We start from the raw sequence: 21,489 nt of genomic DNA, 5'->3' as shown, positions 1-21,489 counted from the left end.
GGGCGCACACGTCCGGAACCGCTTCGCCGCCCGCCGGGATGTTTCCCCGGTGCGCGCCGAAGGCGTCCCGGTAGCGGTACGGCGACGTCGAGATCACGCCAAGATCCTCGATACCCGGGGTCCGGCGCACCGCCGACGGTGTGACCTTCACCGCTTGGGTCCTCGGGGCTGTGCAGCTTGGTTACCCACAAGTAGCATGAAGCTGAGCGCGCGCTCAGCGCATCGCAGCAGTGCCATCCCGCACCCTGGAGGAGAGCCATCGTGCCTCGTACCGTCAGGGACGTCGTCTTCGTAGACGGCGTCCGCACCCCGTTCGGCAAGGCGGGCCCGAAGGGCATCTACCACGAGACCCGCGCCGACGACCTCGTCGTGAAGGCGATCCGGGAGCTGCTGCGCCGCAACCCGGGTCTCGACCCGAAGAAGATCGACGAGGTCGCCATCGCCGCGACCACCCAGATCGGCGACCAGGGCCTCACCCTCGGCCGTACGGCGGGAATCCTCGCCGGTCTCCCGCAGTCCGTCCCCGGCTACTCCATCGACCGTATGTGCGCGGGCGCGCTGACGGCCGTGACGACCACGGCGGGCTCCATCGCGTTCGGCGCCTACGACGCCGTCATCGCCGGTGGTGTCGAGCACATGGGCCGCCACCCGATGGGCGAGGGCGTGGACCCGAACCCCCGCTTCGTGAGCGAGAAGCTGGTCGACGAGTCCGCCCTGTTCATGGGCATGACCGCGGAGAACCTGCACGACCGCTACCCGCAGATCACCAAGCTGCGGACCGACGAGTACGCCGTGCGCTCGCAGGAGAAGGCCGCCAAGGCATACGCCAACGGCAAGATCCAGCAGGACCTGGTCCCGATCTCCGTCCGTCGTACCAACCCCGAGGCCGGCGAGACGGGCTGGGGCCTGGTCACGGCCGACGAGCCGATGCGCCCGGGCACCACGCTGGAGAATCTGGCCGGCCTGAAGACGCCGTTCCGCGTCCACGGCCGGGTCACCGCGGGCAACGCGGCCGGTCTGAACGACGGCGCCACGGCCTCGATCATCGCGTCCGAGGACTTCGCCCGCGAGAACGACCTGCCGGTCAAGATGCGTCTCGTCTCGTACGCCTTCGTGGGCGTCGAGCCGGAGGTCATGGGCTACGGCCCGATCCCGGCGACGGAGAAGGCCCTCGCCAAGGCGGGTCTCTCCATCTCCGACATCGGCCTGTTCGAGATCAACGAGGCCTTCGCCGTCCAGGTCCTGGCCTTCCTCGACCACTACGGCATCGCGGACGACGACGAGCGCGTCAACCAGTACGGCGGCGCCATCGCCTTCGGTCACCCGCTCGCCTCCTCCGGCGTCCGGCTGATGACGCAGCTGGCCCGCCAGTTCGAGGAGCAGCCGCAGGTCCGTTACGGCCTGACCACCATGTGCGTCGGCTTCGGCATGGGCGCGACGGTCATCTGGGAGAACCCGCACTTCGAGGGGGACAAGTGAGCACCACCGCTGAGCTGTTGAAGGGTGCGGCCGAGCTGTTCCCGGACGAGGTCGTGACCCAGGCGCACGTGCGCCACCTCGACCTGCCGTCGGGCGCCGGCCGGTTCGCCCTGATCACGCTGGACAACGGCTTCGACCACACCAAGCCGACCACCTTCGGACCCCAGTCGCTGGCGAACCTCAACACCGCCATCGACCAGGTCGAGAAGGAGGCGGCCGACGGCGACATCGTCGGCGTCGGCATCACCGGCAAGCCGTTCATCTTCGCGGTCGGCGCCGACCTCAAGGGCGTCGAGCTGCTGAAGAAGCACGAGGACGCGCTGGCCATCGGCAAGGGCGGCCACGAGGTCTTCAAGCGCCTGGCCGCGCTCGCGGTCCCCACCTTCGCGTACTACAACGGCGCGGCGATGGGCGGCGGCGTCGAGGTCGGCCTGCACTGCACCTACCGCACGGTGTCCGCGGCCCTCCCGGCGTTCTCCCTGCCCGAGGTGTTCCTGGGTCTGGTCCCGGGCTGGGGCGGCTGCACGCTGCTGCCGAACCTGATCGGCGCCGACAAGGCCGTCTCGGTCGTCATCGAGAACTCCCTCAACCAGAACAAGCAGCTCAAGGGCGCGCAGGTCTACGAACTCGGCATCGCCGACGCGATCTTCGAGGGCGCCGACTTCCTCGAGCAGTCGCTGATCTGGACGGCGTCCGTCCTCAACGGCGAGATCACGGTCGAGCGCCCGGTGATCGACCGCAGCGAGGCCTGGGACCAGGCCGTCGAGCGCGGCCGCTTCATCGCCGACGGCAAGGTGCACGGCGCGGCCCCGGCCGCGTACCGCGCGCTGGACATCATCGCGGCTGCGAAGAACGGCGACCTGCAGCAGGGCTACGACGCCGAGGACCGGGCCCTCGCGGACCTGATCATGGGCGGCGAGCTGCGCGCGGGCATCTACGCGTTCAACCTCGTCCAGAAGCGCGGCAAGCGCCCCGCCGGTGCCCCGGACAAGAGCCTGGCGCGCCCGGTGACGAAGGTCGGCGTGGTCGGCGCGGGCCTGATGGCCAGCCAGCTGGCCCTGCTCTTCCTGCGCCGCCTGGAGGTTCCGGTCGTCCTCACGGACATCGACCAGGAGCGCATCGACAAGGGTGTGGGCTATGTCCACGCCGAGATCGACAAGCTGCTCGGCAAGGGCCGCATCAACCAGGACAAGGCCAACCGCCTCAAGGCGCTGGTGTCCGGTGTCCTGGACAAGGCCGAGGGCTTCTCCGACGCGGACTTCGTCATCGAGGCCGTGTTCGAGGAGATCGGCGTCAAGCAGCAGGTGTTCGCCGAGGTCGAGGCGGTCGCGCCGGCACACGCGATCCTGGCGACCAACACCTCCTCCCTCTCGGTGACGGAGATGGCGTCGAAGCTGAAGCACCCCGAGCGGGTCGTCGGCTTCCACTTCTTCAACCCGGTCGCGGTGCTGCCGCTCCTCGAGATCGTCCGCGGCGAGAACACCGACGACGCGTCGCTGGCCACGGCGTTCGCCGTCGCCAAGAAGCTGAAGAAGACCGCGGTGCTGGTGAAGGACGCCCCGGCGTTCGTCGTCAACCGCATCCTCACCCGCTTCATGGGCGAGATCCAGAACGTCATCGACGAGGGCACCCCGGTCGAGGTCGCCGAGAAGGCGGTCGAACCCCTGGGCCTGCCTATGTCCCCGCTGGTCCTCCTCGAGCTGGTCGGCCCGGCGATCGGCCTGCACGTCTCGGAGACCCTCAACAGGGCCTTCCCGGACCGCTTCAAGGTCTCCCCGAACCTCAAGGCGGTCGTCGAGGCGGGCAAGCGCGGCTTCTACGTCTACGACAGCGGCAAGCCGGAGCTGGATCCGGAGGTCGCCGCGCTCCTGAAGCAGGGCGACACGGTCCTGACCGACGAGCAGGTCCGCGCCCGCGTCCTGGACGCGGTGGCCCGGGAGATCGGCCTGATGCTCGAGGAGGGCGTCGTCGCCGAGGCCCAGGACATCGACCTCTGCCTCATCACGGGCGCCGGCTGGCCCTTCCACCTGGGCGGCATCACGCCGTACCTGGACCGCGAGGGCGTCTCCGAGCGCGTGAACGGCAAGAAGTTCCTGGCCCCGGGCGTGGCGAGCGTCCCGGCGTAAGGTCCGTCCCGGTCAGCGCGGTCCACTCGGTTCGCGCACCGCTCGGTCCACCTGTTCCACCCGTGAAGGGGCGGACCGCACGGCGAAGTTCCGTGCGGTCCGCCCCTTCCGTGCTGCTGGTGGGGCGCTTCGGGCGCCGTTCCCGGTCGTCTCCGTGCGCACGGTCACCCCTGGCTTTCGGCGACCTCGGGGATTCGGCGACCCCGGCGACCTCGGCGACCTCGGCCGGAAGCCGAACAGGGTTCTGTGCGCTCCTTGGAGGTGGACAGGGCGGAAGTCCGGGCCGCTCCCCCACTCCGAGCAACCGCCGAGCGGGTGGGGCGGGCTCGTGCGAGGGTGGAGAGCATGAGTGCCCCGCCCCTTGTGATCGTGGACGCCGCCAACGTGGTCGGGTCGGTGCCCGACGGGTGGTGGCGGGACCGGCGGGGCGCCGCGGAGCGCCTGCGGGACCGGCTCGTGCGGTACGCCGGGGAGGGACTGCCCGGCCGCCAAGGGCCGTTGGAGCTGGTGCTCGTGGTCGAGGGCGCGGCACGCGGGGTGGAGTCCGTGCCCGGAGTCCGGGTGGAGGCGGCACCCGGCAGCGGCGACGACCGCATCGTCGAGCTGGTCGCGGAGGCCGGGAGCCGTCCAGTGCTGGTCGTCACGGCGGACCGCGAGCTGCGGCGCCGGGTGAGCGAACTGGGCGCCGAGGTCACGGGCCCCCGCACGGTGCGGGACGAGGAACCGCCGGCGGGTCGCGGCTAAGGGCTGTCCCGTAATCCCCGGTGGATCGGCGCGCGGCGTCAGATGCGGTGCATCGCAAGGCGGAGGGTCGTCCTCCTACTGGGCGTATTCGGTCGATCCGACAACGCAGCGAGGTGCCGTAGCTGTCGTCGTGCGCCCGCCGGGGATTACGGGACGGCCCTTGGGCACCTTTCACGCGGACGCCCTCTCACCTGGTCGCCCGCGCCTCCTCCTCGATGCCCACCCGGCTGTGCGAGCGCCCGTAGAGGAAGTACACGGCGCAGCCGATGACCAGCCAGATCGCGAACCGCAGCCAGGTCTCGGCCGGCAGGTTCAGCATCAGCCACAGCGAGGCGCACACCGACAGGATCGGCACCACCGGAACGAACGGGGTGCGGAAGGCGCGATGCAGATCGGGGCGCGTCCGGCGCAGGACGACCACGCCGATCGCCACGACGATGAAGGCGAAGAGCGTGCCGATGTTGACCAGTTCGGCGAGTTCGCTGAGGCTCGTGAAGCCCGCGACGACGGCGATGACCACGCCGAGCAGGATGGTGGGCCGGTGCGGGGTCTTGAAGCGCGGGTGGACGCGGGAGAAGAAGCGCGGCAGCAGTCCGTCGCGGCTCATCGCGAAGAAGATCCGGCTCTGGCCCAGCAGCAGGATCAGACAGACGGTCGTCAGGCCGATCGCGGCACCGAAGCTGATCACGCCCGCGTAGAACGGATGCCCGATGGCCTTGAACGCGTCGGCGAGCGGGGCGTCCACGGTCAGCCGGGTGTAGTGCTCCATCCCGGTGACGACGATCGACACCGCCACGTACAGCACGGTGCAGATGAGGAGGGAGCCGAGGATGCCGCGCGGCATGTCGCGCTGCGGGTTCTTGGTCTCCTCGGCGGTCGTGGCCACGATGTCGAAGCCGATGAACGCGAAGAAGACCACGGACGCGGCGGTGAAGATGCCCATCACCCCGTAGTTGGACGGCGCCCAGCCGGCGAGCAGCTGGATGAGCGGGGCCTTGAGGCTGCCGCCCGCCGCCACCGGTTGCGCGTTCGGGATGAACGGCTCGTAGTTGTGGCCGTTGATGAAGAAGGCGCCCCCGATGATCACGATCAGCACCACGGTCACCTTGATGGCGACGACCAGCTGGGTGACCCGGGCCGAGAGCTTCATGCCGAGGACGAGGATCGCGGTGAGCACGAGGACGAGCGCGGCGGCGAGGATGTCGAAGCCGAACCCGTGCGCCCCCTCCCGGCCGCCGAGACGGCCGGGCAGATGCCAGCCCGCGTTGTCGAGCAGCGAGCGGATGTACCCGGACCAGCCGACGGCGACCACCGCCGTGCCCAGCGCGAACTCCAGGACCAGGTCCCAGCCGATGATCCAGGCCGGCAGCTCTCCGAGCGTGGCGTACGAGAACGTGTACGCCGACCCCGCGACCGGGACCGTGGAGGCGAACTCCGCGTAGCAGAGGGCCGCGAGCGCGCAGACGACGCCGGCCACGACGAAGGAGAGCGAGACGGAGGGTCCCGCGTTCTCCTTGGCGACCTTGCCGGTCAGCACGAAGATGCCGGTGCCGATGATGACACCGACACCGAACACGGTCAGATCCAGCGCCGTCAGGGTTTTCTTGAGCGCGTGCTCGGGTTCCTCCGTGTCCTGGATCGACTGCTCGACGTTCTTCGTCCGGAAGAGGGTGCTGCTCACGGGCCTGCCTCCCACGCTTGCCGTCCCCGACATGATCGAGAGGGTGTCCAGTCCGTATGCCCCGTGTGGGTTCGATTCACGCAAATGGGCCGGTTTCACCACCGTAAAGGGCGGTGAAACCGGCCCGTGCGGACCGTCCGGTCACCTCAGTCGCGTGCGGACTCCACCGAGTCCACGGCGCGGGCCGCGCTCGTACGGCCGAACCGGCCGTCGAGCTTGGAGACGAGCCCGGTGACCTGGCGGGCGATGTCCGGCGCGGTCAGGCCGATCTCCGCCAGGACTTCCTTGCGGGACGCGTGGTCGAGGAAGCGCGGCGGGATGCCGAAGTCGCGCAGCGGGACGTCGACGCCCGCGTCGCGCAGAGCCTGCGCGATCGCCGAACCGACACCGCCGGCGCGGGAGTTGTCCTCGACCGTGACGACCACGCGGTGCCGCTCGGCGAGCGGGGCCAGCGCCTCGTCGACGGGCTTGACCCAGCGCGGGTCGACGACGGTGGTGGAGATGCCCTGCTTGTCGAGGAGAGCGGCGATCTCCAGGCACATGGGCGCGAGCGCGCCGACGGAGACCAGCAGCACGTCGGGCACGGCGGCCTCCGCCTTGCGCAGCACGTCCATGCCACCGACCGTGCCCACGGCGGGGACAGCAGGTCCGACGACACCCTTGGAGTAGCGCAGCACGGTCGGCGCGTCGTCGACCTCGACCGCCTCGCGCAGCTGGGCGCGCAGCTGTTCGGCGTCGCGCGGGGCGGCGATCCGCAGACCCGGCACGACCTGGAGCATCGACATGTCCCACATGCCGTTGTGCGAGGCACCGTCGTCGCCGGTCACGCCGGCCCGGTCGAGCACGAAGGTCACCCCGCACTTGTGCAGGGCGACGTCCATGAGGACCTGGTCGAAGGCGCGGTTGAGGAAGGTCGCGTACACCGCGAAGACCGGGTGCAGTCCACCGGTGGCGAGGCCGGCCGCGGAGACCGCGCCGTGCTGCTCGGCGATGCCGACGTCGTAGATGCGGTTCGGGAAGACATCCGCGAACTTCTTCAGGCCCACGGGCTGCAGCATCGCCGCGGTGATGGCGACGATGTCCTCGCGCTCACGGCCGAGCCTGACCATCTCGTCGCCGAAGACGGAGGTCCAGCTGGCGGCGCCCGCCTTGATGGGCAGCCCGGTGTCGGGGTGGATCGGGCCGATGCCGTGGAAGCGGTCGGCCTCGTCCTGCTCGGCGGGCTTGTAGCCGCGGCCCTTCTCGGTGAGGCAGTGCACGATGACCGGGCCGCCGAACCGCTTGGCTCGGGCCAGCGCCGACTCCAGGGCCTCGATGTTGTGGCCGTCGATCGGGCCGACGTACTTCAGGCCCAGGTCCTCGAACATGCCCTGCGGGGCGATGAAGTCCTTCAGGCCCTTCTTGGCGCCGTGCAGCGTCTCGTAGAGGGGCTTGCCGACGACGGGCGTGCGCTCCAGCAGGTCCTTGCCGCGGGCCAGGAAGCGCTCGTAGCCGTCGGTGGTGCGCAGGGTGGCCAGATGGTTGGCGAGGCCGCCGATCGTGGGGGCGTAGGAACGCTCGTTGTCGTTGACGACGATGACCAGCGGGCGGTCCTTGGCGTCCGCGATGTTGTTGAGCGCCTCCCAGGCCATGCCGCCGGTGAGAGCGCCGTCACCGATGACTGCGACGACATGGCTGTCCCGCTCCAGAAGCTGGTTGGCCTTGGCCAGACCGTCGGCCCAGCCGAGAACCGTGGAGGCGTGCGAGTTCTCGATGATGTCGTGCTCGGACTCGGCACGCGAGGGATAGCCGGACAGTCCGCCCTTGCTGCGCAGCTGCGAGAAGTCCTGACGGCCGGTGAGCAGCTTGTGCACATAGGCCTGGTGACCGGTGTCGAAGAGGACTTTGTCCCTGGGCGAGTCGAAGACGCGGTGCAGGGCGATGGTGAGCTCGACCACACCGAGGTTGGGGCCCAGGTGGCCGCCGGTCTTGGACACGGCGTCGACGAGGAAGGTCCGGATCTCCTCTGCCAGCTGGTCCAGCTGCTCCAGGCTGAGCCGGTCCAGATCGCGCGGTCCCCTGATGCGGGTCAGCAGCGGCACCCGTGCCTCCTTGCAGTAGAGCTGTGTCGAGCTTGCCGGGCCCGTCGAGTCTAATGTTCCGTCTGTGCGGATCTTGGGCGGCCCTCACCTTGGCCGCCACACTTTCGCCACCCCATGACTGTGCCCGGTACCGCCATTGGTACCGGGCACAGGTCAAAGGGGGGTACGGCGAGTGGCTACGCCCGACCCGCGGTCTTCTGCGTCTTGCGGGTCACCGCGTCAATGACGACGGTGGCCAGCAGAACACCACCGGTGATCATGTACTGAACCGGCGAGGCGATGCCCTCCAGGGCGAGCCCGTACTGGATCGACACGATCACCAGCACACCGAGCAACGCGTTCCAGGTACGGCCGCGTCCACCGAACAGCGACGTGCCACCGATCACCGCCGCGGCGATCGCGTTCATCAGCAGGTCACCGCCACCGGCTCCCTGGTTGGCGGAGGCGATCTTCGAGGCGATGAACAGACCGCCGATCGCGGCGAACGTGCCGGAGATCGCGAAGACCGAGATCCGGACCATGGCCACGTTGATGCCGGCACGCCGGGAGGCCTCGACGCTGCCGCCGAGGGCGAAGATCTTCCGGCCGTACGCGGTGCGGCGCAGCACGAAGTCGGTGACCAGCAGGATGCCGATGAAGATCACGACAGCGAGCGGCAGGCCCTTGTACTGGTTGTAGACGGCTGCCACGGCGAAGGCGAGGACCGCCAGAAGCGCGGTGCGCAGGACGGTCTCGCTCAGCGGCCGGGACGGCACACCGGCGGCCTCGCGGCGCCTGTTGCCGAAGTAGGAGCTGAGGAAGTAGAGCACCGTCACCGCGACGGCGAGCCCGTATGCGGCGGCCACATCGGAGAAGTAGTAGCTGGTCAGCTTGGCGACGAGGCCCTCGCCGTCGAGGTTGATGGTGCCACTGTCGCCGAGGATCTGGAGCATGAAGCCGTTCCAGAACAGCAGACCGGCCAGGGTGACCGCGAAGGCGGGCACACCGATCTTCGCGAAGACGAAGCCGTGGAGCGCGCCGGCGACCGTACCCGTGAGGATGGCCAGTACGAAAGCGAGCCACGCGGACATGCCGTGCGTGACGGTCAGCACCGCGTAGGCGGCGCCCGCGACTCCGGAGACCGAGCCGACCGACAGGTCGATCTCGCCGAGCAGCAGCACGAAGACGATACCGACGGCGATCATGCCCGTGCCGACCATGGCGACGGAGATGTCGGAAAGGTTGCCCGCGGTGAGGAAGTTGGAGTTCAGGCTCTGGAAGATGATCCAGATGATCGCCAGACCGATGACGACCGGGATGGCACCGAGGTCACCCGCCTTCATCTTCCGCTTGAACTCGGTCAGGTAGCCCGCGAAGCCCTGTTCGCGCACCAGCAGCCGGGGGTCGACGGCGGTGACCGCCTGGGCGGCCGCCTCGGTGTTCTCCACGACGTGGTCCTCGGGAGGCGTGGAGGTCTTGTCGATGCTCACTTCTTGATCTCCCCATTGGTGCGCGCCGCACGACGGGTCACGGCGTTGTCCGTGGCGCCGGTGATGGCGGAGATGATCTCTTCCTGCGAGGTCGACTTGACCTCGAAGACGCCGTTGTTGCGCCCCAGACGGAGCACCGCCACCTTGTCGGCGACAGCCTTCACATCGGCCATGTTGTGGCTGATGAGGATCACGGCGTGGCCGCGTTCCCGCAGCCGCTCCACGAGGTCGAGCACCTGCGCGGTCTGCTCGACGCCGAGGGCGGCGGTGGGCTCGTCGAGGATGACCAGCTTCGGCTCACCGAGCATGGAGCGGGCGATGGCCACGGTCTGGCGCTGACCGCCGGAGAGCGAGGCGATCGGGATACGGACGCTGGGAATGCGGATCGACAGCGTGTCGAGGAGTTCGCGCGAGCGGCGCTCCATCTCCACCTCGTCCAGGACTCCGCGCCTGCGGATCTCCCGGCCCAGGTAGAGGTTGCCGACGACGTCGATGTTGTCGCACAGCGCGAGGTCCTGGTACACCGTCGCGATGCCAAGGTCCTGGGCGTCGTGCGGCTTGCTGATCTGGACCTTGCTGCCTTCCCATTCGATGGCGCCCTCATCGATGGGGTGCACGCCGGCGATCGTCTTGACCAGCGTGGATTTTCCGGCGCCGTTGTCGCCGACCAGGGCGACCACCTCACCGGCGTGGACCTCAAGCTCTACGTCGGTGAGCGCCTGAACGGCACCGAACCGCTTGGAGACCCCGCGCAACGCCAGCACGGGCGTAGCGGACACGTGAACCATCTCCTTCGCCGCCTGACCCGGCGGGAGGTTGTGCAGAAGTTTGGGGGGATATTCCGTCCGGCGCCCCGCAACGAGCTTGCGGGGCTGGTGAACACGGGGCGCCGGAGGAGCCTTTGTGTGCCAGTCCCGTACGGGAATTCAAGGACGAATTCCCGTACGGGGAAAGGACTCGGAGTCGCTTACTTCAGGCCGATCTTGTCGCAGGCCGCCTTGAACTGGGCGGTGCAGATGTCGGCGACCGTGTAGACGCCGTCCTTGACGACGGTGTCCTTGATGTTGTCCTTGGTCAGCGACTGCACCGGGACCAGGACCGACGGAACCTGCTTGGTGGTCGGGCTGTCGACCTTGTCCTTGGCTACCGAGTCGAGCGACTTGCCCTGGGCGAGCGCGACGGCCATCTCGGCGGCGGCGTCGGCCTCGGGGGCGTACGGCTTGTAGACGCTCATGTACTGGTCACCGGAGACGATGCGCTGCACACCGGCGAGCTCCGCATCCTGGCCGGTCACCGGGATGTTGGAGATGCCTGCGGCCTTGAGGGCGGTGATGATACCGCCGGCCATGCCGTCGTTGGCGGAGTAGACACCGACGATGTTCTGCTTGCCGAGGGCGGAGATGGCGCCCTCCATGTTGGTGTTGGCGTTCTCCGGCTTCCAGTCCTTGGTGTCGTACTCCTTGCCGACGTTCACCTTGCCGTCGAGCACCTCGTGGGCGCCCTTCTTGAACTGCGCGGCGTTCGGGTCGGTGACGGAGCCGTTCATCATCACTATCTTGCCGGACTTGGCCTTGTCGCCGAGGGCCTTGAGGAGGGCCTCGCCCTGGGTCTTGCCGACGGTCTCGTTGTCGAACGAGGTGTAGGCGCTGATGGGGCCCTGCGCCAGTCGGTCGTACGCGACGACGGGGATGCCGGCTTCCTTGGCCTTCTGGACGGAGTTCTGGATGGCCGCGGAGTCCACCGCGTCCACGATCAGCACGTCGACCTTGTTGGTGATCATGGTCTCGACCTGCTGGTTCTGCTGGCTCGCGTCCTGCTTGGCGTTGGCGTAGACGACCTCGCCCTTGCCGTTCGTGAGCTCCTTGACCTTCTTCTCGATCAAGGGACGGTCGAACTTCTCGTAGCGGGCGGTCTGGTTCTCGGGGAGAAGCAGACCGACCTTGATGGCGTCGCCCTTCTTGGCGCCGGAGGACGCCGAGGAAGAACCACCACCAGACTGCTTGGCGCTGCCGCAGGCGGCCAGCGAGACGGCCATGGCACCAGCAGCAACGGCAAAGGCCGCACGACGCATACGCGTGTTCACTTCACAAACCTCCCTGACGAGGCCGCGTCGTTGCGGCCGAGGTGGCTGGAAGTCAACTCGGCCGCAGGTTCGACGTCAAGAAGTAAATCCTTAACGAGATGGCAACGGTGCCATCCGTTCTCTAAGTGAAGACGGGTGCTACCGCGGGAAGCGTGCCATCCAAAAGGGTTGAATCGCCCATTTCGCTCAACGCGAGGGCCAGCGCTCCGAGCACCTCCGCACGGCCTCCGAGCGCCCCCGGCAGCACCGAGAGTTGACGTGCCGCGCTGGGGATCGCATACCGGCCGACCGACTCCCTGATGGGCCCGAGAACCAACTCCCCGGCTTCGGCGAGGTCACCACCCAGGACCACCCGGCTCGGGTTCAGCAGATTGCAGAGATTGGCGACTCCGCTGCCGATATGGCGCCCGACGTCGGCGATCACCCGACGGCAGCCCGGGTCCCCGTCCCGCGCAAGCCTGACCACGCCTTCCATGGTCAGATCGGCGCCGTGGCCGGGCTGGAGGAGCGGCAGCACGTACCGCGCCGCGGCGAACGTCTCCAGGCAGCCCCGGTTGCCGCAGCGACAGACGGGACCGGATTCGTCGAGAGTGATATGCCCGATTTCTCCGGCGGTACCGCCGGGCCCGCGGTAGATCTTGCCGTCGATCACCAGTCCGGCGCCCACACCGCTCGCGACCTTGATGTACGCCAGGTCCTTGACCCCCCGGCCGCTGCCCCAGACCAGCTCGCCGAGGGCGCCGAGGTTGGCGTCGTTGTCCACGTACACCGGCACGCCGAGCCGCCCCCGCAGCTCCTCGGCGGGCTTGGTGCCGGCCCACCCCGGCAGGATGGAGGTGGAGCCGAGCGTGCCGGACTCGACATCGATGGGACCGGGCACACCAAGACCCACGCCCGCGACCTTGGAGCGGTTCACTCCGGTCGCCTCGATCAGCCTGCCGACCAGCTCTTCCGCCCGGTCGAAGCCCTGTGCGGCGGAGGCGTCCACATCGAGTGGCTCGGACTCCTCGGCCAGTACCTGATGGGCGAGATTTCCGACCGCGACGCGCAAATGCGTGTGCCCGAAATCGACGCCGATGACGATGCCCGCGTCTCCGCTGAGGGAGACGCTGCGGGCCCGGCGGCCACCCGCCGAGGTGGGCGTGACCTCGACCGTTCCGCCGTCCTTGAGCTCCCGCACGATATTGGAGACGGTCGCAGCGGACAGACCCGTCGTCCTCGCGATCTCCGCCTGCGTGAGCGACCCGGCAAGGCGCACCGCACGGACGACGCGCTCCAGATTTGCTCGGTGCAGCGACGACTGCGACCCAGGAGTCTCCATCGACTCATCCACTCCCTCTGCCCGGCGGCCACGATGCCGCCCGTGTGACCCGGATCACAGCAGCGGGACCCGGGTCACTTACAAGTTGTGAACTCCAAGCTCCGCTGAACGGGTTACCGCAGTCAAGTCCTTGACGGAAATCCGGGACCACCGAGAAATATTTCAGTGTCGTCGGAAGCCGAAGGCAGACGGATACACCGACGCCGCTCCCCGTTCACGAGGAGGACGCCGGCGGGCCGGGTCTTTCGGATGGCGTACGGTTGCCTCGGCGTACCGTCCCGCTACTTCAGGGCACCCGCGGTCAGGCCCTGCACCACCTGCCGCTGGAAGACGATGTAGGCCGCGAGGACGGGCAGCATCGCCATCACGAGACCGGCGAAAAGTCCGGACCAGTCGCCCTTGTAGCCCTGGCTGGCGGCCAGCTGGACCAGCCCCTGGGTGAGGACGTGTTTGTCGGGGTCGGTGTTCAGGACCGTCGGGAGCATGTACTGGTTCCACTGGCCCAGGAAGTTGAAGATCCCCACGCTGATCAGGCCCGGCTTCGCCATCGGGAGCATGATCTGGAAGAACGTACGGGTGTGCGAGGCGCCGTCCACGAACGCCGCCTCGGCCACCGACGTCGGCAGCGAGCGGAAGAACGCGGTCAGGAAGAAGACCGTGAAGGGCAGCGAGTAGGCGATGTAGACGAGGATCAGCCCGTGGATCGTGTTCAGCAGCCCCATGTTGTTCACGACGTAGAACAGCGGGACCAGCGCAAGCATGATCGGGAAGCTCATGCCGCCGATGAACAGGTAGTAGATGAACCGATTGCCCGGGAAGTCGAAGCGGGCCAGGACGTACGCGGCCATCGAGCCGAGCACCAGGGTGCCGATGAGCGAACCTCCCACCACCAGAACGGTGTTGAGGAAGTAGTCGCTCATGTTGGCGTCGGTCCACGCCCGCGCCCAGTTGTCGAAGTGCAGCTTGTCCGGCAGCGACCAGGGCGAGCTGAAGATCGAGTTGTCGTCCTTGAAGGACGTCATCACCGCCCACAGCAGCGGCATGACCACCATGAACGCCCACAGGACGAGCATGCCGTGCGAGAAGACGTTCAGGACGGTGCCCTCCCGCTTCCGCCGGGGCGGGCGGGCGGGAGACACCTCGGCCTTGCTGACGGAGGCGCCGGACTCGGCCGGGATCGGGGCGGGGGTCTCGGTCGTCTTCATGCTCAGAACTCCAGCCGCTCGCGCCGGCCCAGCCGCATCACGACCGCCGCGAACAGCAGCGTGACGACGAGCAGGGCGACACCGATCGTGGTTGCGTAGGCGGCCTGACCGTCACGGAAGGCCTTCTGGTAGACGTACAGCACCAAGACGGTGGTCGAGTAGTCGGGCCCCCCGGGGCCGGTCGTCATGATCTGTACGACCGCGAACGACTCGGCACCCAGGGCGAGGATGCCCATGTACACCCAGCCGGACTGCACGGTGTCCCACAGCAGCGGCAGGGTGATCCGGAAGAACGTGCCGGCGCGGCCCGCCCCGTCCAGCAGGGCCGCCTCGTACAGGTCCGCCGGAATGGAGGCCATGCCCGCGGAGAAGAGGACCACGAAGAAGCCGACCGTGGACCAGACGAGGACCGCCATCACACACCACAGGGCCAGGTTCGGATCGCCCAGCCACAGCGGCTGGACACTGCCGAGCCCGATGCCGCGCAGAAGCGAGTTGATCGCGCCGCTGTCCGGGTTGTACGCGAACGCGAACAACAGGGCGACGATGGCGATCGACAGCACCTGCGGGAAGAAGTAGACGATCTTGTAGAAGGAGGAGCCGCGGACGCCGGTGACGGCGGGGCCGCCCTTCCGCCGCCGTCCGCCCGCGTTGATCATGAAGGCGAAGAACAGTGCCAGGCTGATCGTCACCAGCGGCAGCAGCAGCGCGAACAGCAGGCTGTGCCAGAGCGACTTCCAGAAGATGTCGTCGTGGAACATCCTCGTGTAGTTGTCGACGCCCACCATCTTGAATTCGGGGCTCAGTCCGGTCCAGTCCGTGAACGAGTAGTAGATGGACTGGATGAACGGCCATACGACGAAGAGCGCGTACAACCCGAGGGGCACCGCGAGGAACCCCACGATGAACCGGTACTTGCCGTGCTGCATGTGCTACCGACCCCGATCTCGCTGCATGGCCCCCGGCCTCTGCGGTACGGGCGGCCGCCGCTGGTGACGGAACCTCACTGGTGCTTGTAGTGCTTGATCGACGTGTCCTTGGCGGCCTCGTCCGCGAAGCCCTGGATCTTCTTGATGGCCTCCGCCGGGGTGAGGCGGCCGGCCATCATCTCGCCGAGACCGGCCACACCGATCTTCTCCTTCTGGAGCTGCACGTACCAGTCCTGCAGGCGCGGGTTCAGGACGTTGTTGCCGGCCTTCTCCAGCGCGGCCACACCGGACTTGAGGCCTGGGGTGAGGCTGATCCCGGTGGTGCCGCCGTTGAACGCCGTCAGCGACTTGACCTTGGTGGTGAAGTTCTTCGAGGACGCCTCGCTGAGCATGATGCGCAGTTGCTCCATGCCGCCCTCGGGGTTCTTCGCCTTGGCCGGGACGACGAAGGGCTCGCCTCCGGAGGCCCAGATGGTGCCGAAGGGCAGCTTGTCGGAGGAGTCGATGCCGGAGGGCGCGGAGACGGCGAGGTTGAAGTCGGCCGGAATGACGTTCGCCGACTCGTTCTCCACCCAGGAGCCGTTCGGGATGAAGAGCGCCTTGCCCTTGGCCCAGGCGGTCTGGGACTGGATGTGGTCGAGACCGGGCGTGCCCTGAAGGATGTAGCCCTTCTTGTAGAGCTCGTAGTACGCCTCGAAACAGGCCTTGACAGCCGGGTGCTTCCAGGCGTTCGGCTCCAGGTTGTCGATGGCGTCGAGGACCTCGCGGCCGCCGACCTTGCCGATCATCGGATAGAGGGAGAAGGGGATGTAGTACGGGTACTTGCCCGCGTACGTCCAGCCGGCGATGCCCTTCTTCTTGGCCGCCTCGCAGACCTTGAGCATCTCGTCCCAGGTCTCCGGGTACTTCTCACCGAGGGAGTCGAGAAGCTTCTGCGAATACCAGACGCCGTACACGGTGTACGCGTAGTACATGATCCAGACGGGGCTGCCGTCGAACTGGCCCATCTCGACGATGCCCGGCCGCAGCGTGTCGCGGACCTTCTTCTTCGGGTCGTCGTACGAGGCGGCGTCGAGCAGCGGGGTGAGGTCGGCGAGCTGGTTCTTGCCGACGAGGACGCCCATGTCCATCTGCTCGGCGCCGGAGTTGTCGATGAGGTCCGGCGGGTTGCCCTGGTTGAAGCGGGGCTGCAGGGTGGACTGGATCTTCTGGGTGGCGGAGAACTTCACCGTCGCCTTCGGGAAGTCCTTCTCGTAGATCTTGACCGCATCCTGGGCGTATTCCTTGCCGAAGCCGCCGTCGAAGAGTACGAATTCCATCTGCGCCGTGTCGTTGACGCCGAGCGGGTTCTTGGCGGTCTTCTTGCCCGCCTTGGCTTTCTCCCCGCCGCCGCCCCCGCTGCTGGCACAGGCGGACAGGAAGCTCATGGTGGGGACGGAGATCAGGCCGAGCGCCGCGGACCGCTTGATCAGATCGCGGCGGCCGAGGCCTTCGGGGTTGATGTTCTCGCCGGAAGTGGGTCCCATGCTCAAGTCCTCGCCTTCTCCAGGACTCAGGCGGTGAACCGGATCCTCCCCGGCACCGCGATGATGGTGAAGCTGGGGTCGTGCATGAGGGATTCAGTGGGACGGCACGGCAGTCGGTCGTGCTCGAAACGGTCCACCGCCTCCCGAGTCCCCCCGGTCGTGCCTGTCCGCAGCCGCCGTACGGCAGGTTGACAGCTGCCTGGACGCCGACAGGTATAGTCCACTTCCCGCCAGCGGAGCAAGATCGAACGCAAGGTTGGCGGTTTGCTTTTCCGAGTTGAGACCTCGCGGAAATACGGGGTGCATACGGACCTCCGGAGCGGGATATCCGCCGCATTGAGCCCGAATGCCACACCCAACGCCCTTGACATCACTGACCACTTGACCACCTACTGGTCCTTGCGCAGCGGAGTTGACAACGTTGTCCATATTTTCACAGCGCAGGGAGGGTGCTCGCGCATGCAGCACAGATCTCGGCACAGATGGGCTCCTACGGCGGTCGTGGCAACGGCCGCCTTCGCGTTGCTGGTGGCCGCACAGGGCGCGGCGGTGGCACTGCCCGCCCAACCGTCCGCCGGCGACCGGGAGTTCTCTTCCTCGTTCGAAGCGGGTGATCCGGCACCGACGTGGCTGAACACCGTGGACACGGCGGCGGACGGTTCGAAGCGGGCGTCCGGTGTCGACGGAGGGTACACAACGGGCATTCCCGGCAATGTAACCGACGAGGTCACCGATGTCAGGGCCAGCGCCGAGAACACGGCCGGTGGTGAGGTCAAGGAGAACCTGATCGACGGCGACCCGGGCAGCAAGTGGTTGACTTTCTCGCCGACGGGCTGGGTGGAGTTCGACTTCGACGCGCCGGTCAAGGTGCTGACGTACGCGCTGACATCCGCCAACGACTACGCGGAGCGGGACCCGGCCGACTGGACCCTCGAGGGCTCCACGGACGGCAAGGACTGGAAGACGCTCGACACCCGCACCGGCGCGTCGTTCGACCAGCGTTTCCAGACGAAATCGTTCGACCTGGCCGAACCGGCGGAGTACCAGCACTTCCGGCTCGACATCACCAAGAACCACGGCGCGGACCTCCTGCAACTCGCCGACGTACAGTTCTCCACCGGTGCCGGCACCGACCCCACGCCCAAGGACATGCGCACGCTGGTGGACCGCGGGCCGATGGGCTCCCCCACCGCGAAGGCGGGCGCGGGCTTCACCGGCCACCGGGCCCTGCGTTACGCGGGATCGCACCCCGGGACCGGGCGGGCGTACTCGTACAACAAGGTCTTCGACGTCAACGTGGGCGTCCGGCGCGACACCCAGTTGTCGTACCGGATCTTCCCCTCGATGGCGGACGGGGACCGGGACTACGACGCCACGAACGTCGCCGTCGACCTGGACTTCACCGACGGCACCCATCTCAGCGACCTCGGGGCGCTGGACCAGCACGGTTTCCCGCTGACCCCGCAGGGGCAGGGCGCGGCCAAGTCCCTGTACGTCAACCAGTGGAACGACGTGGTCTCACGGATCGGGTCGGTCGCTGCCGGGAAGACCGTGGACCGGATCGTGGTGGCGTACGACTCGCCGACGGGCCCCGCGAAGTTCCGGGGCTGGGTGGACGACATCGCCCTGAAGACCGCGCCTCCCCAGAGGCCGGAGGCGCATCTGTCCGACTACGCGATCACGACCCGCGGCACCAACTCCAGCGGCTCCTTCTCGCGCGGCAACAACTTCCCGGCGACCGCCCTGCCGCACGGCTTCAACTTCTGGACGCCGGTGACCAACGCGAGTTCGCTGAGCTGGCTGTACGACTACGCACGGGCCAACAACGCGGACAATCTGCCCACCATCCAGGCATTCAGCGCGAGCCATGAACCGAGTCCGTGGATGGGTGACCGGCAGACGTTCCAGGTGATGCCGTCGGCCGCGTCCGGCACCCCGGACACCGACCGCACCGCGCGGGCGCTGGCCTTCCGGCACGAGAGGGAGACCGCGCGCCCCTACTACTACGGGGTGACCTTCGAGAACGGTCTGAAGGCGGAGATGACGCCGACGGACCACGCGGCGGTACTGCGCTTCACCTATCCCGGCGACGACGCGAGCGTGCTGTTCGACAACGTGACGGAGCAGGCCGGGCTGACCCTCGACAAGGACAACGGGATCGTCACCGGCTTCTCCGACGTGAAGTCCGGGCTGTCGACGGGAGCCACCCGGCTGTTCGTCTACGGCGTGTTCGACGCGCCCGTGACGGACGGAGCCGCCTCGGGGGTGAAGGGATACCTGCGCTTCAAGCCGGGCGCGGACCACACGGTGACCCTCCGCCTCGCCACCTCGCTCATCAGCATCGACCAGGCGAAGGACAATCTGCGCCAGGAGATCCCGGGCGGGACGTCGTTCGACGAGGTGAGGGCGCGCGCGCAGCGGACCTGGGACAGGCTGCTCGGCAAGATCGAGGTCGAAGGGGCGACGGCCGACCAGCTGACGACGCTGTACTCCTCGCTGTACCGGCTTTATCTGTACCCCAACTCGGGCTTCGAGAAGGTGGGCTCGGCCTATCAGTACGCCTCCCCGTTCTCCCCGATGCCGAGCCAGGACACGCCCACGCACACCGGGGCGAAGATCGTCGACGGCAAGGTGTACGTCAACAACGGCTTCTGGGACACCTACCGGACGACCTGGCCGGCGTACTCCTTCCTGACCCCGCGGGAGGCGGGTGACCTGGTCGACGGATTCGTACAGCAGTACAAGGACGGCGGCTGGACCTCACGGTGGTCCTCGCCCGGCTACGCCGACCTGATGACCGGCACCTCCTCGGACGTGGCGTTCGCCGACGCCTATGTGAAGGGCGTGAAGTTCGACGCGGAGGCCGCCTACGACGCGGCGGTGAAGAACGCGACGGTCGTCCCCCCGTCCTCCGGGGTCGGCCGCAAGGGCATGACCACCTCGCCCTTCCTCGGCTACACCACCACCGCCACCAGGGAGGGCATGTCCTGGGCACTGGAGGGCTACGTCAACGACTACGGCATCGCCCGGATGGGGCAGGCGCTGTACAAGAAGACCGGAAAGAAGCGTTACCGGGAGGAGTCGGAGTACTTCCTCAACCGCGCCCGGGACTACGTCAACCTCTTCGACAAGAGGATCGGCTTCTTCCAGGGGCGTGACGGGCAGGGCAACTGGCGGCTCGATCCGTCGAAGTACGACCCGAGGGTGTGGGGCTACGACTACACGGAGACGAACGGCTGGGGCTCCGCCTTCACGGTCCCGCAGGACAGCCGCGGCCTGGCGAACCTGTACGGCGGCCGCGCGAAGCTGGCCGACAAACTGGACGAGTTCTTCGCGACGCCCGAGACGGCCTCACCGCAGTTCGCCGGCTCCTACGGGGGTGTCATCCACGAGATGACCGAGGCCCGCGACGTCCGGATGGGCATGTACGGGCACTCCAACCAGCCGGCGCACCATGTGATCTACATGTACGACGCGGCGGGCCGGCCGTGGAAGGCGCAGGCGAAGATCCGTGAGGTGCTCTCCCGTCTCTTCTCCGGAAGCGAGATCGGTCAGGGCTACCTCGGCGACGAGGACAACGGCGAGCAGTCGGCCTGGTACGTGTTCTCGGCGCTCGGCTTCTATCCGCTGGTGATGGGCAGCGGCGAGTACGCCATCGGTTCACCGCTGTTCAAGAAGGCGACCGTGCACCTGGAGAACGGCCGGGATCTGGTTGTCAAGGCCCCGGAGAACAGCGCGACGAACGTGTACATCCAGGGACTGCGGGTCAACGGCCGTCCCTGGACCTCGACGTCGCTGCCGCACTCGCTGCTCTCCCGGGGCGGCCTGCTGGACTTCGACATGGGTCCGCGGCCGTCGGCCTGGGGCACCGGGAAGGACGCGGCGCCGGTGTCGATCACGCGGGACGACCAGGTGCCGACGCCTCGCGCGGATGTACTCAAGGGCGACGGACCGCTCTTCGACGACACCTCCGCGACGGAGGCGTCCGTGACGAGCGTGGACCTTCCGGTCGGGGGCCCCACCACGGCGGCGCAGTACACCCTGACGTCCCCGGCGGACCACACGAAGGCGCCCTCGGGCTGGACCCTCCAGGCCTCCCAGGACGGCACGCAGTGGACGACCCTGGACGAACGCTCGGGTGAATCCTTCGCCTGGGACCGGCAGACGAGGGCGTTCTCGATCCCGCATCCCGGCTCGTACGCCCACTACCGCCTGGTCCTGGAGACGGAGTCGGCTCTCGCGGAGGTGGAGCTGCTGGCCTGATTCCCCCCACGGGGTGAAAGAAGGGGCGGGCGCGGAGATCCCTCCGCGCCCGCCCCCGTGTCACGCGGCCGGCGCCCCCTTGAGCGGAAGGGACCGTCGTGGATCGTCAGCCGTACGGGCGAACGCCCTTGACATCGTTGTCCATTGGGGGAGTACAGTCATGTACAGACCATTCAGACAACGTTGTCGCGCGTCAACGGTCGTCACAAGCCATGCTCCCCCCGTCTCGGCTTCTCGGTTTCGCCAGAGCCCTGGACCCCCGTCCCGGTCCGGCCCTCTCCCCCGCGGGCCGGACCACCTCGCGGACCGGGTGGCCCACACACCGGCCACCCGGTCCGCCCCGTTCGGCTCAACCCGCCCGGCGCACCACTGATGTGCGGGCCCCGAGGCCCCCCGGCCCCGATCAAGGCCCCCGGAATGGGACTTGAGCGAACGGAACGTCACCCGTGGGAGCGGAGTTGGCCGCCTTCGGCGGCGCGCGGGGCAACCCTGGTGCTCTCGTGGTCATCTACCTGTACGAATGCGAGGACCTTGGAGAGGGCGGGCTGTGCACGGTTCCGGCGCGGACGGTGACCACGAGGG

The 21,489-nt window shown here is 68.0% G+C and carries 13 protein-coding genes; 4 read left to right on the top strand and 9 right to left on the bottom strand.

The features are described from left to right. Positions 1 to 261 precede the first annotated feature (261 nt). From AAW14_RS10905 to AAW14_RS10895, 3 genes are all read left to right on the top strand, one after another. A complete protein-coding gene (locus AAW14_RS10905; protein WP_265562550.1) occupies positions 262 to 1,479 on the top strand; it encodes a thiolase family protein in 1,218 nt (405 codons plus the stop codon). Beyond that, on the top strand, positions 1,476 to 3,605 hold the full coding sequence (locus AAW14_RS10900; protein WP_265562548.1) for a 3-hydroxyacyl-CoA dehydrogenase NAD-binding domain-containing protein: 2,130 nt from the start codon (positions 1,476 to 1,478) through the stop codon (positions 3,603 to 3,605). The genes AAW14_RS10905 and AAW14_RS10900 overlap by 4 nt, the downstream gene beginning before the upstream one ends. A 345-nt stretch (positions 3,606 to 3,950) precedes the next feature. Further along, the gene (locus tag AAW14_RS10895; RefSeq protein ID WP_265562546.1) at positions 3,951 to 4,349 is read left to right on the top strand and encodes an NTP pyrophosphohydrolase; all 399 of its coding nucleotides are present in this window, start codon (positions 3,951 to 3,953) and stop codon (positions 4,347 to 4,349) included. A 187-nt stretch (positions 4,350 to 4,536) separates the two neighbouring features. Here the strand turns inward: AAW14_RS10895 and AAW14_RS10890 are convergent, their stop codons facing one another. The 9 genes from AAW14_RS10890 to ngcE all read right to left on the bottom strand — a co-directional run bounded on the left by AAW14_RS10890 (position 4,537) and on the right by ngcE (position 16,644). Further along, positions 4,537 to 6,030, bottom strand: coding sequence for an amino acid permease (locus AAW14_RS10890; RefSeq protein WP_265562544.1), 1,494 nt, complete (start codon positions 6,028 to 6,030; stop codon positions 4,537 to 4,539). A gap of 146 nt (positions 6,031 to 6,176) precedes the next feature. After that, positions 6,177 to 8,111 (bottom strand): 1-deoxy-D-xylulose-5-phosphate synthase, encoded by a 1,935-nt coding sequence (gene dxs, locus AAW14_RS10885; protein ID WP_265562541.1) that lies wholly within the window; start codon positions 8,109 to 8,111, stop codon positions 6,177 to 6,179. A gap of 176 nt (positions 8,112 to 8,287) precedes the next feature. Further along, entirely contained in the window at positions 8,288 to 9,580 is a 1,293-nt protein-coding gene (locus tag AAW14_RS10880) for a sugar ABC transporter permease (RefSeq protein ID WP_265562539.1), read from the bottom strand. Then, positions 9,577 to 10,368: an ATP-binding cassette domain-containing protein gene (locus tag AAW14_RS10875; RefSeq protein WP_265562537.1), complete on the bottom strand. Its 792-nt coding sequence runs from the start codon at positions 10,366 to 10,368 to the stop codon at positions 9,577 to 9,579. The genes AAW14_RS10880 and AAW14_RS10875 overlap by 4 nt, the downstream gene beginning before the upstream one ends. A 179-nt stretch (positions 10,369 to 10,547) precedes the next feature. Then, positions 10,548 to 11,651, bottom strand: coding sequence for a substrate-binding domain-containing protein (locus AAW14_RS10870; protein ID WP_265562832.1), 1,104 nt, complete (start codon positions 11,649 to 11,651; stop codon positions 10,548 to 10,550). A gap of 133 nt (positions 11,652 to 11,784) precedes the next feature. Beyond that, positions 11,785 to 12,984: an ROK family transcriptional regulator gene (locus AAW14_RS10865; protein ID WP_265562535.1), complete on the bottom strand. Its 1,200-nt coding sequence runs from the start codon at positions 12,982 to 12,984 to the stop codon at positions 11,785 to 11,787. Positions 12,985 to 13,265: 281 nt separating this feature from the next. Then, the gene (locus tag AAW14_RS10860) at positions 13,266 to 14,189 is read right to left on the bottom strand and encodes a carbohydrate ABC transporter permease (protein ID WP_265562533.1); all 924 of its coding nucleotides are present in this window, start codon (positions 14,187 to 14,189) and stop codon (positions 13,266 to 13,268) included. 2 nt (positions 14,190 to 14,191) lie between these two features. Continuing rightward, on the bottom strand, positions 14,192 to 15,118 hold the full coding sequence (locus AAW14_RS10855) for a carbohydrate ABC transporter permease (protein ID WP_265562531.1): 927 nt from the start codon (positions 15,116 to 15,118) through the stop codon (positions 14,192 to 14,194). 74 nt (positions 15,119 to 15,192) lie between these two features. Then, positions 15,193 to 16,644: an N-acetylglucosamine/diacetylchitobiose ABC transporter substrate-binding protein gene (ngcE, locus tag AAW14_RS10850; protein WP_265562529.1), complete on the bottom strand. Its 1,452-nt coding sequence runs from the start codon at positions 16,642 to 16,644 to the stop codon at positions 15,193 to 15,195. Positions 16,645 to 17,103: 459 nt separating this feature from the next. Between ngcE and AAW14_RS10845 the strand changes: the two genes are divergently transcribed. Then, entirely contained in the window at positions 17,104 to 20,907 is a 3,804-nt protein-coding gene (locus AAW14_RS10845) for a GH92 family glycosyl hydrolase (RefSeq protein WP_265562527.1), read from the top strand. Positions 20,908 to 21,489: the final 582 nt, after the last annotated feature.

The sequence above is a fragment of the Streptomyces hygroscopicus genome, from assembly GCF_026168105.1.
GTDB lineage: Bacteria > Actinomycetota > Actinomycetes > Streptomycetales > Streptomycetaceae > Streptomyces > Streptomyces hygroscopicus_D.
The sequence above is the reverse complement of the archived record's forward strand: the minus strand, read 5'-3'. Positions and strand labels throughout refer to the sequence as shown.

Coding starts and splice junctions, on each gene's coding strand:
- AAW14_RS10895 (WP_265562546.1), top strand. CDS start 3,951: ATGAGTGCCCCGCCCCTTGTGATCGTGGACGCCGCCAACGTGGTCGGG.
- AAW14_RS10875 (WP_265562537.1), bottom strand. CDS start 10,368: ATGGTTCACGTGTCCGCTACGCCCGTGCTGGCGTTGCGCGGGGTCTCC.
- AAW14_RS10870 (WP_265562832.1), bottom strand. CDS start 11,651: ATGCGTCGTGCGGCCTTTGCCGTTGCTGCTGGTGCCATGGCCGTCTCG.
- AAW14_RS10865 (WP_265562535.1), bottom strand. CDS start 12,984: ATGGAGACTCCTGGGTCGCAGTCGTCGCTGCACCGAGCAAATCTGGAG.
- AAW14_RS10860 (WP_265562533.1), bottom strand. CDS start 14,189: ATGAAGACGACCGAGACCCCCGCCCCGATCCCGGCCGAGTCCGGCGCC.
- AAW14_RS10855 (WP_265562531.1), bottom strand. CDS start 15,118: ATGCAGCACGGCAAGTACCGGTTCATCGTGGGGTTCCTCGCGGTGCCC.
- ngcE (WP_265562529.1), bottom strand. CDS start 16,644: ATGGGACCCACTTCCGGCGAGAACATCAACCCCGAAGGCCTCGGCCGC.
- AAW14_RS10845 (WP_265562527.1), top strand. CDS start 17,104: ATGCAGCACAGATCTCGGCACAGATGGGCTCCTACGGCGGTCGTGGCA.